At 73.3% G+C, this 15,427-nt stretch carries 13 protein-coding genes; 2 read left to right on the top strand and 11 right to left on the bottom strand.

The window, feature by feature from the left end:
* Positions 1–64: 64 nt before the first annotated feature.
* The 4 genes from ACP6CK_RS19640 to ACP6CK_RS19625 are packed head-to-tail and all read right to left on the bottom strand — an operon-like array spanning position 65 to position 3,518.
* On the bottom strand, positions 65–472 hold the full coding sequence (locus ACP6CK_RS19640; protein ID WP_426954993.1) for a hypothetical protein: 408 nt from the start codon (positions 470–472) through the stop codon (positions 65–67).
* The gene (locus ACP6CK_RS19635; RefSeq protein ID WP_426954992.1) at positions 469–1,254 is read right to left on the bottom strand and encodes a glycosyltransferase family 2 protein; all 786 of its coding nucleotides are present in this window, start codon (positions 1,252–1,254) and stop codon (positions 469–471) included. The genes ACP6CK_RS19640 and ACP6CK_RS19635 overlap by 4 nt, the downstream gene beginning before the upstream one ends.
* A complete protein-coding gene (locus tag ACP6CK_RS19630) occupies positions 1,254–2,213 on the bottom strand; it encodes a Bug family tripartite tricarboxylate transporter substrate binding protein (RefSeq protein ID WP_426954991.1) in 960 nt (319 codons plus the stop codon). Before ACP6CK_RS19630 ends, ACP6CK_RS19635 begins: the two co-directional genes overlap by 1 nt.
* An 18-nt stretch (positions 2,214–2,231) precedes the next feature.
* On the bottom strand, positions 2,232–3,518 hold the full coding sequence (locus ACP6CK_RS19625) for an FAD-dependent monooxygenase (protein ID WP_426954990.1): 1,287 nt from the start codon (positions 3,516–3,518) through the stop codon (positions 2,232–2,234).
* Between the two features lie 131 nt (positions 3,519–3,649).
* Between ACP6CK_RS19625 and ACP6CK_RS19620 the strand changes: the two genes are divergently transcribed.
* Together ACP6CK_RS19620 and ACP6CK_RS19615 are read left to right on the top strand one after the other, a co-directional pair.
* Positions 3,650–4,462, top strand: a complete 813-nt coding sequence (locus tag ACP6CK_RS19620) for a maleate cis-trans isomerase family protein (protein WP_426954989.1) — start codon at positions 3,650–3,652, stop codon at positions 4,460–4,462.
* Between the two features lie 115 nt (positions 4,463–4,577).
* A complete protein-coding gene (locus tag ACP6CK_RS19615) occupies positions 4,578–4,745 on the top strand; it encodes a hypothetical protein (protein ID WP_426954988.1) in 168 nt (55 codons plus the stop codon).
* Positions 4,746–5,053: 308 nt separating this feature from the next.
* Here ACP6CK_RS19615 and ACP6CK_RS19610 read toward each other — a convergent pair whose 3' ends face one another.
* From ACP6CK_RS19610 to ACP6CK_RS19580, 7 genes are all read right to left on the bottom strand, one after another.
* Positions 5,054–6,739, bottom strand: a complete 1,686-nt coding sequence (locus ACP6CK_RS19610) for a stimulus-sensing domain-containing protein (RefSeq protein ID WP_426954987.1) — start codon at positions 6,737–6,739, stop codon at positions 5,054–5,056.
* A gap of 104 nt (positions 6,740–6,843) precedes the next feature.
* Positions 6,844–7,110, bottom strand: coding sequence for a hypothetical protein (locus ACP6CK_RS19605; RefSeq protein ID WP_426954986.1), 267 nt, complete (start codon positions 7,108–7,110; stop codon positions 6,844–6,846).
* 16 nt (positions 7,111–7,126) lie between these two features.
* Positions 7,127–8,530 carry an MBOAT family O-acyltransferase gene (locus ACP6CK_RS19600; RefSeq protein WP_426954985.1) on the bottom strand — a complete coding sequence of 468 codons (1,404 nt, stop codon included), beginning with the start codon at positions 8,528–8,530 and terminating at the stop codon, positions 7,127–7,129.
* Positions 8,530–10,677, bottom strand: a complete 2,148-nt coding sequence (locus tag ACP6CK_RS19595) for a GDSL-type esterase/lipase family protein (protein ID WP_426954984.1) — start codon at positions 10,675–10,677, stop codon at positions 8,530–8,532. The genes ACP6CK_RS19600 and ACP6CK_RS19595 overlap by 1 nt, the downstream gene beginning before the upstream one ends.
* A gap of 173 nt (positions 10,678–10,850) precedes the next feature.
* Positions 10,851–11,849, bottom strand: a complete 999-nt coding sequence (locus ACP6CK_RS19590; protein WP_426954983.1) for a protein-L-isoaspartate O-methyltransferase family protein — start codon at positions 11,847–11,849, stop codon at positions 10,851–10,853.
* Positions 11,815–14,409 (bottom strand): hypothetical protein, encoded by a 2,595-nt coding sequence (locus ACP6CK_RS19585; protein ID WP_426954982.1) that lies wholly within the window; start codon positions 14,407–14,409, stop codon positions 11,815–11,817. The genes ACP6CK_RS19590 and ACP6CK_RS19585 overlap by 35 nt, the downstream gene beginning before the upstream one ends.
* Complete coding sequence (locus ACP6CK_RS19580; RefSeq protein WP_426954981.1) at positions 14,406–15,344, bottom strand: alpha/beta fold hydrolase; 939 nt, start codon at positions 15,342–15,344, stop codon at positions 14,406–14,408. The genes ACP6CK_RS19585 and ACP6CK_RS19580 overlap by 4 nt, the downstream gene beginning before the upstream one ends.
* Between the last annotated feature and the right edge of the window lie 83 nt (positions 15,345–15,427).

Raw genomic sequence — 15,427 nt, 5'->3', positions numbered from 1 at the left:
CCGCGGAACCTTGATCGAAGGGGTCGCGGCCGTCTTTCAGGTCAGCAGGGCGCGCGGGAACGGGTCAGCCCGGCCCGGTCGCGGCGATCGTGCGCTGCAGCCGCTCCACCCAGCCATTGTAGTTCCGGTGGATCGTCGTCCCGTCGTAGTCGAGATTCTGGCTGCTGACGTAGCGGATGCCGAAGACGCTGTTGTTGTAGGGGATGTCCACCACCGCCTGGTGGGTGCGCACGTTCAGCGTGCCGCGGATGAGCCCGGGGCCGCGATCCTCCATCACCCAGCCCAGCCCGGTGCCGGCGCGGCGGATCTGGTTGCCCCGCGCGGCCATGCTGGCGCCGCCGATGAAGGGCACGCCCTCGTAGTTCTGCACCGGCGCGTTGCGGCCGCCACCGCCGCCGCCACCCGCCGCGCAGGCTCCCACCCCCAGCATCGTCCCGATCCCGCCGAGGCGGATGAGGTGCCGTCTGTTCATGCGTCGCTCCCCTTGTTGGGCGCGCGGGCCTGCCGCGCCTGGCCGAGGCTGCGGACAAGGGCGGGCGGGTCCATCCCGCGCGCCAGCAGCTTGCCCGCCACCATGACCACGATTCGCGCGATGTCCAAGACAGGACGGAAATGACTGGGCCGCCGCAGCGTGGCGCCATACAGCGCGGGGATGTCGACCGGCACCGTCGGGATGCCGCGGCGGGCGGCGTCGATCAGGATCTCGCTCTCGAAGGCGAAGCGGTGCGCCCGCCCCTCGTAGCGATCCAGATCCGTCAGCGACACGGCCGGATAGGCGCGGAAGCCGGACTGGCTGTCCGCCACGTGGTGGCCCGCGGCCCAGCCGATCCAGAAATCGGCCACCCGGTTCGCGCGGCGCCGCCCCGCGGGCGCCCCCGCGGAATCGGCACGCCGGGAGCCGAGGATGATCCGGCCGGGATTCGCCCGCGCCGCGTCCAGCAGGCGGGGAATGTCCTCCGGCCGGTGCTGCCCGTCGCCATCCAGCGTGACCACCCATTCCGCCCCCAGGCCGAGCGCGGCCCGCATCCCCCGGCGGAGCGCGGCCCCCTTGCCGGCATTGGCGCCGTCGCGGATCACCTCCGCCCCCGCCTCGGCCGCCAGGGCGGCGGTCACGTCGGTGGAGCCGTCATCCACCACGATCACCGGAACGCCGGGCAGGGCGGCGCGCGCGCGCGCGACCACGTCCGCGATCGTCGCCGCCTCCTGATAGGCGGGGATGACGACCGCGACGCCGCCGGCAAGCACGGGCGCCATCAATCCGCGCGCACGTCGGCGGCGCGGGCGGCCTCGCCCCAGCGGGCGAGCTCCTGCGCGACATAGGACGCGTACCACGCCCGGCTGCGCGGCGGCGGCACGGCGCCGAACTCCGCCAGGCGCGCGCGGACCTCGTTCGTGGACAGCGCCTCCAGCGCAGCGGCGCTCACCCGGTCCGCGATGGCGTCCGGCAACCCGGGCGGGCCGGACAGGCCGAACCAGGTCGGCGCCGTCATCTGCGGCCAGCCCAGCTCCGCGAAGGTCGGCACCTCGTCCCAGCCCGGCGTGCGCGGATCGGAGGTGATGGCGAGGATGCGCACCCGCTCGTTCCGCCCGGCCTCGGCCAGCGTCGTGATCATCGCCCCCACATTGCCCGCCATGAGGTCCTGGATGCCCGGCGCGGAGCCGCGATACGGCACATGCGTCAGCGGCGCGCCGGTCAGCCGCGCCAGCGTCATCGTCAGCACGTGGGAGGTGGTGCCGTTGCCCGGAGACGCGACCGTCATCGCCCCCGGCGCCCCCTTGGCCGCGGCCACGAAGCCAGCCAGGTCCCGGATCGGCGAATTCGCGTTCACCGCCAGCAGGCTCGGCACATCCGCCAGCAGCGCGATATGGGTGAAGTCGCGCACGGGATCATAGGGCACGCGCGGATAGACATTCGGCCCCACCGCGTGGGACGCGATGTTGGACATGACGAAGGCGTAGCCGTCGGGCGGCGCCTTCGCGACAACATCGCTGCCCACCGTGCCGCCCGCGCCCGCGCGGTTTTCCACCACCACGGGCTGACCGAGCGTCTGCGTCATCCGCTGCGCGTAGACGCGGGCCACGATGTCCGTGGTGCCCCCCGGCGGAAAGGGCACGATGAAGCGCATGGGACGGCTGGGCCAGGCCGCCTGAGCCAGCGCCGGCATCGCGAGGGCCGCGCCGGCACCGGCCAGGAAGACGCGTCGTGGGGTCACATCCAACTCCACAACTCCCTATTCAACCCGGGCCGCGTCACGCAGGCCGGTGATCATCGAGGTGCGCAGCAGGTGCGCCCGCAGCCGCTCGCGATCGGCGCACAGCGCCTGCATCTCCGCCAGCATCGCGCGGCGCCGCCCCGGATCGCGCTCCCGCATCCGGGCGCGGTTGCGGTCGGCCTGCGCGATGATCTCGCGCTCCGCCACCGGCCGGCGCCGCCGCGTATACCGGTCCAACAGCCCGTCATCCGCACCGCTCAGCACCGCCACCAGCGTCTCCGCCAGTTCGAAGGCGTCGTGGATGCCGCCATTCATCCCCATCCCGCCGGAAGGCGAGTTGAGATGCGCGGAATCCCCCGCCAGCACCAGCCGCCCCTTCCGGTAATCCCCCGCGATGCGCTGGTGGATGCGATAGGGACGAAGATCCGGCACCTCATAGGGCGTGGGCTTCGGATGGATGGCCTGGAGCTTCCGCTCCACCGCCTCCGGCCGCAGCGCCTCCTCCACGGATTCGTCCGGTGCGGTGTGCAGGCTCGCCCGCCATTTCCCCGGCACGCGCAGAAGGGAGAAGGTGCCGGAAAACTCCGGCCGCTCCGTCCAGACGTAGTTCACGTTGGACAGCCCCGGCATCACCTCGTGGAACGGAAACGGCGTGGTCGCGAGGATCGTCGTCTCGGGATAGGTGTCGCCCGGAAATTCGAGGTCCATCGCCCGGCGCACGATGCTGCGCGCCCCGTCGCATCCCGCGGCATAGGCCGCGCGGACCCTCTCGCCGCTCTCCAGCGTCAGCGTCGCGCCCCTCGCATCCTGCACGGCGGACACGACGGGCGCGGCGAAGCGCACCGTGCCCTCCGGCAGCATCGCCAGCAGCAGATGGGACAGCTTGTGCTGCTCCGCCTGCAATCGATACGGATGCGCCGTGTCCTCCCGCAGCACGGACAGATCGAAGACGGCCCGCTCCCCCGTCTCGTGCAGCCGGATCTGCCATTCCGGCGTCACCAGCCCCTGCGCGACCAGCGGCGCCGCCACGCCCAGCGCATCCAGGAAGTCGAGCGTCGGCGGATGGAAGGTGGAGGCCCGCAGCTCCTCCGCGATGGCGGAACCGGCCTCCAGCACGGTGACGGGAATCCCGGCCCGATGCAGCAGCACCGCCAGCGTCAGCCCCACGGGGCCGGCGCCCACGATCGTGACCTTCTGTTCCGCCACGCCCAACCTTTCCGCGTCATCCGGGGCGCGGACGAGAAAAGATCGGGGAGAAGGGCTCAGGCAGTGCCTTCGCCTCCCCGCCCCCTCATCGATTTCCATCAGGCCGTCGCGAGATCGTTCTGAGCTCGTTCGCGGCAGCCCGACAAAAGGAGATGAGGGTCGGGGGCGAAGGCGCTGCCTGAGCCCTTCCCCCGGTCTTCCCCACGCCAGAACCCTCGCGCAGCGATATCATGCCCGGCACCGCCCAGGGAGGTTCCCGCCGCATGTCCCTCGAATACGCCCCCCACGGCCTGGTGGGCGTCCTGACGCCGCAGGCGAACACGACGGTGGAGCCGGAATTCGCAGTCCTCTGGCCCCCGGGCGTCGCCATGCTGAACGCCCGCCTCACCAGCCCGAAGCCGACCATCGAGGAACGCCTGCTGGACTACCTGCGGGACCTGCCCGGCGCCGTCTCCCAGTTCGCCAACGCGCCGATCGGGGCGGTCGCCTTTGCCTGCACCGGCGCCTCCTACTACGCCGGGCCGGAGGAGGAAGAGGCGCTCGTCGCCCGCATGGAAGCCGCCCGCGGCATCCCGGTGGTCACCGCGGGACAGGCGGTGCGGGACGCCCTGCACGCGCTCGGCGCGCGCCGGATCGGCCTCGTCTCCCCCTATCCGGACGGGCTGACGCGGGCCGGCATCGGCTACTGGGAAGCCTGCGGCTTCGAGGTGGCGCGCGTCTCCGGCTCTGCCCTGAAGGAGGGCGTGTTCCACCCGATCTACGCGATGGACGGCGCCGGTGCCCAGGCCGCGCTGGAGGCGCTGGACCCCACGGGCCTGGACGCGGTGGTGATGCTGGGCACGGGCATGCCCACGCTGCGGCCCATCCTCGCGCATCCCCGCCTCGGCGGCGCCCCCGTGCTCTCCTGCATGCTCGCCCTCGCCTGGCGGACGGTGCAGGCCCTGTCCGGCGGCCCGGCGGACGCCGCGAGCCTGGAGGGCTGGATCGGCGGGCGTGACTGGCAGCCCCGCTGGGCAGCCCGCCAGCCGCCCATTACGGCGTGACGCGTCGGACACCGGTTCCGATGGCGGGGAGGGTCCCTGAACGCCTATGCTCCCACCGCCCGGGAATGAGCCGGCACGGCCGCCCCGAGGCGTTCACGTTCACCGGGAGGCAACCATGGATTCCCTGCTGCACGGATGGCGCAGCCCCTCATCGGGCCTCGGCCTGACCCTGATGCTCCTCGCCCTCGCGCTCGTCGCGGCCTTCGTGGTCATGGAATACGTCTTTGACTGGCCGATCCACGTTCGGAACGACCGCGCGCCGACGCCCGCCCCGGCACGCTGACGATCGGGCCGGTTCCGCGAACGACCCCGGGGGAGAGAAGGAATTCTCTCCCCCGGACCCCCACTCATCTTTTTCTATCGGGCTGCCGCGGACAGCGGAGCCCGCCCGCGCAGCGGGCAGACGACCTCAGATCCAACCGCGCTGACAGCAGCCTCGCCTCGGGTCACTGACCCGAGGCGCGACCCCGTGTCCGCCTTCCGCGGCAGCCCGATAGAAAGAGATGAGGGTGAGGGGTCTGGGGAGAGGGAGAATTCCTTCTCCCTCTCCCCAGAGCCACCAGCGCAACCGATCAGGATCCTCGCCCGCCCTCAGACGGCCGGCAGCCGCACCACGAAGCGCGCCCCCGCGATCCCGCCATCCGGCCGGCGCCGGTTCTCCGCCATGATCCGCCCGCCCAGCCCCTCGACGATCTGCCGGGAGATGGAGAGGCCGAGCCCGGAATGCTGGCCGAAGCGCTCGCCGCTCGGGCGCTCGGAGTAGAAGCGGCTGAAGATGCTCTCCAGCTTCGCCTCGGGGATGCCGGGCCCCTCGTCCTCGATGGAAATCTCGGCCATCGCCCCGGTCAGCCGCGCCCGGACATGCACCCGCCCGCCGGATGGGGAAAAGGACAGCGCGTTCCCCAGCAGGTTGCGGAACACCTGCACCAGCCGCCCCTCCACCCCGCGCACGATGAGCACGGGCGGCGCGTCCAGCTCCACCGAAGGGTCGCCCTCCCCGCGCGTCGCGGCGTGCAGCTCCGTCAGGGTGCCGAGGATGGGGGCGATGTCCACCGGCTCCGCGATGGCGCGGGACAGCTCGGCGTCCACGCGGGAGCTGTCGGAGATGTCGCCGATCAGCCGGTCCATCCGCACCGCGTCCTCCGCGATGATCGCCAGCAGCCGCTTCTGCTGCTCCGGATTGTCCACCCGCCGCAGCGTCTCGATCGCCGAGCGGACGGAGGTCAGGGGATTGCGCAACTCGTGCGCGACATCGGCGGCGAACTGCTCGTTCGCGTCCACTCGGGCCCAGAGCGCGTTGGCGCTCGTCTGCAGGTCCCGCGCCAACACCCCGATCTCGTCCTGCCGCCGCATCAGCGGTCCCGGTACGGACCCGGCGCGCCCCTTGCCCTGCCGCATCGCCGCCGCCGCGGAGGCGAGCTCGAGCATCGGCGTCGCCAGCGTCCGCGCGAGGTAGAGCGACAGCGCCACCGTCAGCACGAGCGCGAGGATGAAGAGCACGAGCACGGAGCCGCGGATCTCCATCAGCCGCTGGTCCACCTCCCGCGCCTCCCGGGTCAGGAGCACGATGCCCACGGACTGGTTGCCGCGCCGCGCGGGCTCCGCGACCGAGACGAGAAGCCGCCCGTCCGCGGTGCGGCGGACATAGGGGTTCACCCCGCCCTCCAGCGCGATCCGCAGCTCCTCCCGACGCTCGGGCCCGAGGTCGGGCTGCCAGTCGAAGGATGGGGGGTCCGCGCTCTCGTCCACCACCACGGCGGGGCCGCGCACGCGCGGGCGGGGCAGCCAGTCCAGCACGCGGTCATACAGCCCGCCGAGCGTGCCCGCGACCGGCCCCGGACGGCCGGGGGGTGGCAGGGGCTCCGTCACGATCGCGCCGTCCGGCCCCTCCCGTACACGGCTGTCGGCCACCAGCAGGCCGGTGTTGTCGAACAGCTTCGCCTGCGTCCCCGGGGACGGCTCGGTCAGACGCCGCAGCAGCGGCCGCGCCGCGTCGGGCGAGAGCGTGGCGCGATCGTCCTGCAGGCGGACGGCGGCCTCCGCGATGCCGTTGGCGTAGATGCGGGCCTGCGTGCGCAACCCCTGCACCTCCGCCGCCAGGAGCGCGTCCTGGTAGGTGTCGATGTAGAGCAGCGCCCCCGCCAGCAGCACGGGCGGCAGCGCGTTCACCAGCAGGATGCGCCGCAGCAGGGGGGAGATGCGCCAGCCCGTCCCGCGCCGCTCCCGCGGGACCGTTGGCGGCAGCTCGGCAGTCAGGGGGCCGCTGGCGTCAGGCATGGGCGATCAGACTAGCATCCTCTCCGGACGGGAGCATCCGCGCCGATTCGGGGGGAAATGCGGCACGCCCCGCCACGGGCCGGCCCATCGCCGCCGGGCCCCGGTCAGGGCTGGCGCAGCGTCTCCACCGCCGCCCGCACCGCCTCGAACCAGCCGGAGAGCGGGTTCGCCTCCTCCCAGCCACGCAGGACGGACAGCACGGGCTCCGGCGCCTCGTGGCTCTCGGCCCAGTTGCGGAGCGGCGTCGCGCCCAGCAGCAAGCCCACGACGAGGCCCGCGGCCAGCACCTGCGCGACCGCGCCGATCCCGGTCCGCCGGCCCGGCGGGGCGGCAGCGGTCTCGGGCGCAGGGGGCGGCGGCGGAACGTGCATGGTCAGAGGGGCGTCGTCAGAACTGGAAGTAGATGAACGGCGCGACGCCGCGCGGGCCGAGCGCGTCGATCAGCAGCACCGCCGCCCCGGCGATCGCGCCCAGCGCCCAGCGCGGCAGCCGCTCCAGCGCGGCGGCGGGCCGCTGCGGCAGGTCCGGCGGCAGGGCGTGCAGCAGCAGCCCGAAGGCGACCAGCGACGCCGTGAAGGCCGTGGCCTGCGCCACCGCCGCCCCATTCCCCGCCAGCCCCGTTAGGAAGTCCCAGGCCGTGGAGAAGCTGTCCGCCCGGAAGAAGATCCAGGCGAGGCAGACGAGATGGAACACCACAAGAATCGACAGCAGCCGCAGGAACCAGGGCCGCGTGCCCGTATCCCGCAGGCCGAGCCAGCGCTCCACGATCAGCCCGCCGCCGTGCAGCGCCCCCCAGGCGATGAACTTCCACGCCGCCCCGTGCCAGATACCGCCCAGCAGCATGACGGTGGCCAGGTTCGCCGCCGTCCGCCCCTCCCCCCGCCGACTTCCGCCGAGCGGCTTGTAGAGATAGTCCCGCAGCCAGGAGGACAGGGAGATGTGCCAGCGCCGCCAGAACTCCGCGAGGGACGCCGCCCGGTAGGGCTGGTTGAAGTTCGGCGGGAATCGGTAGCCGAGCAGCATCGCCAGCCCCGTCGCGATGTCCGAATAGGCGGAGAAGTCGCAGTAGATCTGAACGGCGTAGGCATAGGCCGCCAGCAGCAGGTCCCCCCGCCCGAAGCTGGCCGGATCGAAGAACACAGGATCGACCAGCCCGGTCGCGAGCTCGTTCGCGATGATCACCTTCTTGAACAGCCCGCCGACGATGAGGATCAGCGCCGGCGCGATCGGCAGCGGCGGCTGCGGCGTCGCGAGCTGCGGCAGGAAGGCCGCCGCCCGCACGATCGGCCCCGCGACGAGCTGCGGGAAGAAGGACAGGTAGAGCAGCATGTCCGTCAGCCGCCGGCAGACCCCGACGTCCCGGCGGTGCACGTCCACGACATAGGAGATGCCGTGGAAGACGAAGAAGGACACGCCGACCGGCAGGATCACCTCGATGAAGGGGATGCGCCAGTCGGCGCCCAGCACCCGCGCCGCCTCGTTCAGGTTCTCGGTGAAGAAGTCGTAGTACTTGAAGAAGGCCAGCAGCCCGAGCAGCAGCGTGACCGCCGTGCCGGTGATCCAGCGCCGCGCGCGCGGATCCTCCGTCCGCCCGAGCGCGAGCCCCCCCACCCACGCCACCACCGACGCCGCGGCCAGCAGCGCGCAGTAGCGCCAGTTCCACTGCGCGTAGAACACGTAGCTCGCGGCGAGCAGGAACAGCTTGCTCGCCCCGTGCCGGCCGCGCAGCAGCAGCAGGCCGAGGACGACGCCCGCGAAGAAGACGAGGAAGTCGAGGGTCGGGAAAAGCATCAGACGCGGGGCGCACCGCTCCGGCGCTGACGGTCATAGCCCTCCAGCAGGTCGCGCAGCAGGGACTCCGCCGTGCGGCGATAGCCCGCGCTGCGAAGATGCACGTGATCCGGCGCGGCCAGGGGCGGCACCTCCTCGGTCCAGCGGTGCATGGCGCAGTTCCCGCCCATGGCGGCGGACCAGTCCCAGAAGTGCCAGCCATTCTCGCGCGCCACGGCCCGCTGCGCCTCCCGCACCGGGGAGAGGTTCGGCGGCTTGCGCCAGCCCCGCCCGGGCTCCGGGCACTCCTCCGCGGCGCGGGGGCCGGGGCGGCCGGCGCGCCAGTCGCCGTCGGCCGGGCCCATCACCACCACCGCCGCGCCCGGGGCGGCCGCCTGCCAGGCCCGCACCGTCTCCGCGTAGCGGCGGGCATAGGCCGGCACGTCCAGCTCCTCCCGGAACCCCTCATTCGTGCCGAAGGCGACGAGGATGAGGGAGGGCCGGAGATGCGCCAGCTCCGTCCGCACGATCGCCGGGTCCCAGCGGCGCGCCGTGTCGATCGTCGCGCCGATCGTGCCGAGATTGGCGTAGAGGATGCCGGCGGATTCCCGCGCGGCGCTCCAGCCCAGCAGCTCCACCGGCCCGTCGCCGGCCGAGCGCAGCGTCACCTGCCGGGTCGCGGCGGAGGTCGGCAGCTTGATGAAATCGGCCCCGCCCGCGCCATCCGTCCCGATGCGGCCGGCCGGGCGGCCATCCACCGTCACCTCCAGGCCGCCGCCTCCGGGCTGGCGCAGGACCTCCACCTCCGCACGGGCCAGCCCCCCCTCGACCTGCGTCTCCAGCGTCATCGTGGCGCCGCCGGCATCGGCCCGCTGGCGCACGCCGGCGATCCCGAAGGGCCCGGGATTGTTCGGGGACAGGCTGCCGATCGCCTGCCAGCCCGGATCGGCCGTCACGCGCACGAGGCTCGGGTCATAGGTGCGAAACGGCACGCCCGGTGCCAGCGGCCCGCGCCCCGCGAGGCCGAAGCGCTCGCCCAGCCCTTCCCGCATGCGGGTGCCGAAGGCGTCGTTGGCCGAATGGCTGTCGCCGAGCTGGAGCACCACCACCGGCTCGCGGCGGGTGCCGGATTCCAGCTCGGCCAGCGCCGCGTGGAAGGGCGCCAGCCCGGCGGCGGAGACCGGCGGCCGCGGTGGGGGCGCGGTGTCGCAGCCCGCCAGCACCAGCATCGCCATCCCCAGCGCCCCGCCGATCCCGCGCAGCGCCGCGCCCCGCCCCTCGGCCGGCGTCTCGGCGGAGGGCGAGGGCGTCTCGGCCGGCGGGGCCGCCGGAGGTGTGGCCGTCGGAGGCGTGGCCGCCGGGGGAGGCAGGGCCGCTGCGGCCGGGGGAGGCGCCGCCGGCGGCGCAGCCGGCTGTGTCCGGGCCGCCGCGACGATCCCGTCCACGCTCTGCATCACCCGCCGCGCCACCAGGTCATACCCGGCCGTGGTGAAGTGGATGCCGTCGTCGTTGCGCAGGCGCTGCACCCGTCCATCCACCCCCGCCCCGTGGGACTGGTAGGCCCCGTTCGCGTCCGAGGCGACGTTCCACAGGTCCACCCACACCGCGCCCTGCTCCGGCAGCGCCTGCCGGAACAGGTCGTTCAGATAGGCCATGTCGCGGGCATAGCCCTGCTCGCGGGAGAGCGGGTTGCCGCACCAGACGATCAGCACCCCGGCCTCGCTCAGCACGCGGACCATGGCGGCGATGCGCTCGCGGTAATAGGCCAGCCAGGGCTCCCCCCGGAACGGCAGGTTGCGGCCATCCGGCAGGCGGGCGGGCACGCGGTCATTCGCGCCGAACATCATGATGGCGACCGCCGGCCGGTCCGCCGCCACGGAATCCCGCAGCGCCTGTACCCAGTCATAGGCCGCCTGGGCCACGCCGGTCGCGGGCTTGGTGCGGTTCAGCAGGCGGTAGCGCCCCCGCGTCGGGCCGCGGAGGGAAGCGGACAGGCCCTGGGCCTGGCTGTCCCCGTAGATGGCGAGGACGGGCGCCTCGTCCTCGGCCGAGGCCCGCCCGGCGAGGAGGGCGCCAAGGGTGGCGAGAACGGCCCGTCGCGGGGCGGCACACGCGGGGCGGGGCTCCGCGGCGCGGGGCGCGCGCGGGTTGGACAGGGCATGGAACAAGGGACGGCTCCGGCGCGAGGCCCACCGCATCCTCGGTCGCGCCGGGCCGGCCCCGGATTACACCAGGGGCCTCGGGCTGCGAAGGCGTCGCAGCAGCTTTCCTGCGGGTGTCTCCCGCCGGTCCCGTCCCCGCTGGCCGGGGAGCGGCGCCGCCCTCCCCCGCCCGGGATGGATCAGGGCGCCGCGGCGGGCCCCTGCTGATCCGGCTCACCGGAGGAGCCCGCGGTGCGGCTGCCGCCGCGCTCGGCCGGGGCCGCCGTGGAGGCTGCCGGCGCGGGCGCCGCGCCCGGCACCTCGCGCGGCGCGGGCCGCTGCTGCACGGCCCCGGTCATCGGGATGAAGAACACGCCCACGTCCCGGCGGGAATGCACCTTCCCCTCCGCGTCCTTCGTGTAGACGTAGAGCACCTGGCCCCGCCGGAAGGGCTGGCCGATCGGGATGATCATCCGGCCGCCGGGCTTCAGCTGGCGGAACAGCTCGGGCGGCGCGTACTGGGCGGCGCAGGTGACGATGATGATGTCGAAGCCGCCCTCGACCTCCGGCCAGCCGAAGTACCCGTCCCCGACCTTCGTCTGGACGTTGTCGTAGCCCAGCGGCTGGAAGATGCGGCCCACCGCGCGCCCCAGCGGCTCGATCACCTCGATCGAATAGGAGCGCGCCACGATCCGCGACAGCAGGGAGGACTGGAAGCCGCTGCCCGTGCCGATCTCGAGCGTCACGTCGCCCGGCTTCGGCTGGCAGATCTGCGTCATGTAGGCCTGCCCGAGATAGTCGGACAGCGCGGAACCATAGCCGAGGCCCCATGGCTTCGGATCCGCCTCATACGCGTCGTTCGCGGTCGAGAGATTCCCGGAATAGAGGTAGTGGTAGTACTCGCGCGGCACCTCGCCGAAGGCGCGCATCACAGCGGGATCGGCGGAGCCCAGGCGCTCCCGCAGGTAGCGCTCGATCCGCGCCAGGGCCTGCGGCCGGCGCGCCTGGATGGCGGCGAATTGCTGCGGCGTCAGGTTCGTGTTGCGGCCACCGGCGCGCATCGCGTCGGTGAAGGCCTGGTGGGTCCAGCCCTCCCCGGCATTCACCGCGGCGCGGGCGGGCAGGACCGCCGCCCCGGCGATCGCTCCCGCGGCCCCCAGAAGGCTACGGCGTGTCAGGCTGGAGGATGGCAGCCGCATGGCGCCGGACCCTTTCGGCGGGGAAGGAAAGATAGGCTGTGGCATAAAGTAACAGCGCCGTGAGAACAATTGCCTCAAGCCCCAGCTCGCGCGCCATCAGGTTCGCGAGTGGCGTGGCCACCACAGAGAAGGCGCCGTTCAGCCCCCAGGCCCAGGGCAGGAAGCTCCCGGACAGGGTGGCGACGCGCGCCAGCCCCAGCGGGAAGAACATCCCGAGCGCGACGGAGACCGGCGCCACCGCCACCAGCACGATCGTCGCCCGTACCGCCCAGGGCAGGTCCATCGCCCGCAGCAGCAGCGGCTCCGCCAGGAAGGCGAGCGCCGCGCCCCAGGCGATGACGACGGCGGTGCAGAGGGCCAGCGCCCGACCCGGCGCCGCCTCCTGCCCGCCCGCCAGCATGGAGCCGAGCCCGGAGAAGACGAGCATCCCCGTCAGCACGAGGGCGAAGCCCGCCGTGCGGTCGTTCAGCAGCAGCGACGCCCGCTCGATCGCCACGATCTCGATCATCAGGAAGCCGAGGCCGAGCGCCGCGAAGTAGAGGATGGGCCGCGCGACCCCCGCGCCCCCGCGCAGCCGCGCCCCGCCCAGCAGCGGCACCAGCAGCACCAGCCCCGCGATGACGAAGGCCTGCGCCAGCACGGCGAGGTTGATCAGCGCCCCGATCTCCTGCTGCGGCAGCACCTCCAGCCGCTCCAGCAGCGTGGCCGCGCGGGAGAGGTAGAGGGCGGCGAAGAAGGGCGGCCGGTCGAGCGTGACGGGATCGAGCGAGAAGGCCTCCCCCGTCGCCGTGGGCTGGCCCGCCAGGATCGCCGCCGCCTCGTCCGCCAGCGCGTCGCGCGGCCCGTCGGACGCCACCTGCCCCGTGTCGAAGGACATAGCCGGCAGATCGTTGAACAGGTGCGCGCGCTCCGCCGCCACGTCCAGCCCGGGGTGATGGGAGATGTCGAAGGACCGCTCCGCCGCCCAGCGCCGCATCGCCGCGACGTCCTCGGCCGACCAGGGCCGGTTCGAGGCGAGGATCCGCACGCTCCACGCCGAGCGATAGGCCAGGACGTGGGAGGGCGGGTCGGCGATCCCCGCCGCCAGCAGCCCCGCCCGCACGGTCGCCAGAACGCGCGCGGCATAGACCGGGAACTCCCGGATGGAGACGGGAATGGACAGGATGCCGCCCGGCTCCAGCGCCCCCATGGCCGCCTTCACGGCCTCCGCCGTGAAGGCCGTCGCGTTCACCTCCCCGGCGTCGAGGAAGTCGGCGGAGATGTCGATCAGCCCGTAGCGCGTCCCGGCCAGCATGGCGGCGAGCGGGGATTCCCCCGAAACGCGCAGCCGCTCATCGGCCGGCAGCGCCGGCGAGGTCGCGAGCCCGTTCAGCAGCGCATCCCGCAGCACCGGCTCCGGCTCCAGCACCCGCACCGCGCCGGCGCCGAGGGACAGCGCCGCCATCGGCCGGAACCCGCCCGACCCACCGGCCATCAGCACCGAGGCACCGGGACGCAGCGCATAGGGCAGCGCATCGAGCGCGGAGGGCGCGTAGCCCACGTCGAACTCCCCCGGCTTCGGCAGGGAGGCGATGCGGTTGCCGTCGCGGTAGAGCCCGAAGGAGGCCGGTGGCCCCGGCAGGCCGAGCATCCCCGCGTTGTTGGAGATGTCCGTGTCCACCCGCTCCAGGAAGTCATCGAGCAACAGGTAATGGCCGCGCGGCAGGCGCCGCTCCGCCAGGATGCGGGCGTCCGGCGTGTTCATCGGCGCGAAGATCGCCTTGAAGTCGTTGAAGTGCCCGCCGGGCCCGAGCAGCAGCACCGCCTCCCCCGCCACCAGCGCGAGCAGCGTCGCGACCGGCACCCCGATCCGCCACCGCCGCGGCCAGGACGGCGCCACGAAGAGCGCCGCCAGGGCCAGCGGCACCAGCAGCGCGGGCAGAAGATAGAAGGGGTTCAGCACGGCCATGAGCCCGAGCGCCGTCACCGACCCCGCGCCCGCGCCCAGCAGGTCCCAGCCATAGACCCGCCCGACCTCCGCGCTGTTCAGCACGAAGCACAGCGAGATGTAGAGCCCTGTCAGGAAGAAGAACGGGAACAGCGCGGCGTAGTAGCCGGCGATGTTCCAGATCTGCGTCACCCAGGTCGCCGCGTTCTGCAGCTGCAGCGGGTTGAACGGATTGGTGACGACGAAGTGGAAGCCGACCGCCGCCGCGACCACCAGCAGCGGCGGCAGCACCGCGCGCAGGAACTCCCCGTGCCGCACGAAGCCGTCCCGCCCCAGCGCCATGGTCGCGCCGGACAGCGCGAAGCCGACCATCGCGATGGAGATGACCCAGTAGCCGTACTCCGACCACTGGGCGACGGCGAAGTAGCGGGCGAGCGCGATCTCGAACCCGACCGCCGCCAGCGAGACGAGGAAGAGCGGCGCCAGGGTCGCGAGGCCGGCCCGGGTGCCATGGCCCGCGGCCCGGCTCATGCCGTCATCGGCCACCGGCGCCGGCCGATGCGCCGCTCGGCGGCCCACCGGGAACCGGTCCAGGCCCTCGGACCCCGCCCCTCGGCGATCGGGCTCGCTCACGTCGGGATTCTCCGGCGGATGAAGTCGGCGACAAGGCCGTTGAAGCGCTCCGGCTCGTCCACGAACAGGGCGTGGCCGGCATCCCGGAAGATCACCGTCTCCGCATTCGGGTGGCGGCGCTGCAGGTTCGCCGCCTGCCCCTCGAAACGCGGGCGCACGGCGTAGAGGACCGGCTTGTTCGTCGAGTACACCGCCTCACGCCAGTAGGTGCGCGGCACGGGGTAGGAGAGCAGCGCGCGGCTCGCATCGGGCGGCAGGCGCAGCGCCTCCTCGGTCAGGCGGTTGAGATAGGATTGCGGCTGCGGCGTGCTGAACATCGTGCGGACGAAGCGGCGCATCGCCTCCGCCCGCTCCAGCCGGGGACCGGGAATCCGCGGCCCCGCCGCGGTCGGCGGCGGGTCCTCCCCGATCGAGTTGTCCACCAGGATCAGGCCGGCGATCCGCGAATCCCCGGCCTCATGGACATAGGCCAGCGTGTCGAGCACGCCGAGCGACCAGCCCATCACCACCGCCTGCCCCAGCCGCAGATGGTCCAGCAGGTCGCCGATGTCCTGGCCGCGGCGGACATGGTGGTAGCCGCCCGGTGCGATCTCCGACTCCCCCTGGCCGCGCGGGTCGAGCACGATGACCCGGTAGCGGGAGGAGAGCCCGCGCAGCTGCGGCTCGAAGATCCAGGCGGGCATGGACCAGCCGGGCACGATCACCAGCGGCTGCCCGCGCCCGGCCTCCAGGTAGTGCAGGCGCACCCCGTCCGTGGTCCGGAAATAGCGGCTGCCGGACCCGCCCTGCGGCGCGGCGGCCGGAACGGCCGCCCCCGGGCCGGCGGCCGGGGCGCTGCGCCCCCCGCGGCCCTCTGCCGCGCAGGCGGGCAGCGACGCGGCGGCCAGCAGAAGACTCCGGCGGGATGCCGTGGCGAGGGCTCGGTGAAACCGCATGACGGCATCAGCCGAGCCGCGGACGGCGCTGTCAATCGCGCCCGCGCGGCGCCGCAACGGTCCCGTCCCGCCTGTGGCCGTCA

Origin of the sequence: Muricoccus radiodurans (assembly GCF_050154705.1) — a bacterium.
Taxonomy (GTDB): Bacteria; Pseudomonadota; Alphaproteobacteria; order Acetobacterales; family Acetobacteraceae; genus Roseomonas; species Roseomonas radiodurans.
The sequence above is the reverse complement of the archived record's forward strand: the minus strand, read 5'-3'. Positions and strand labels throughout refer to the sequence as shown.

Excerpts from the sequence above, each read along its gene's own strand:
- ACP6CK_RS19640 (WP_426954993.1), bottom strand. The coding sequence starts at position 472 with ATGAACAGACGGCACCTCATCCGCCTCGGCGGGATCGGGACGATGCTG.
- ACP6CK_RS19635 (WP_426954992.1), bottom strand. The coding sequence starts at position 1,254 with ATGGCGCCCGTGCTTGCCGGCGGCGTCGCGGTCGTCATCCCCGCCTAT.
- ACP6CK_RS19625 (WP_426954990.1), bottom strand. The coding sequence starts at position 3,518 with ATGGAAATCGATGAGGGGGCGGGGAGGCGAAGGCACTGCCTGAGCCCT.
- ACP6CK_RS19620 (WP_426954989.1), top strand. The coding sequence starts at position 3,650 with ATGCCCGGCACCGCCCAGGGAGGTTCCCGCCGCATGTCCCTCGAATAC.
- ACP6CK_RS19615 (WP_426954988.1), top strand. The coding sequence starts at position 4,578 with ATGGATTCCCTGCTGCACGGATGGCGCAGCCCCTCATCGGGCCTCGGC.
- ACP6CK_RS19610 (WP_426954987.1), bottom strand. The coding sequence starts at position 6,739 with ATGCCTGACGCCAGCGGCCCCCTGACTGCCGAGCTGCCGCCAACGGTC.
- ACP6CK_RS19605 (WP_426954986.1), bottom strand. The coding sequence starts at position 7,110 with ATGCACGTTCCGCCGCCGCCCCCTGCGCCCGAGACCGCTGCCGCCCCG.
- ACP6CK_RS19600 (WP_426954985.1), bottom strand. The coding sequence starts at position 8,530 with ATGCTTTTCCCGACCCTCGACTTCCTCGTCTTCTTCGCGGGCGTCGTC.
- ACP6CK_RS19590 (WP_426954983.1), bottom strand. The coding sequence starts at position 11,849 with ATGCGGCTGCCATCCTCCAGCCTGACACGCCGTAGCCTTCTGGGGGCC.
- ACP6CK_RS19580 (WP_426954981.1), bottom strand. The coding sequence starts at position 15,344 with ATGCGGTTTCACCGAGCCCTCGCCACGGCATCCCGCCGGAGTCTTCTG.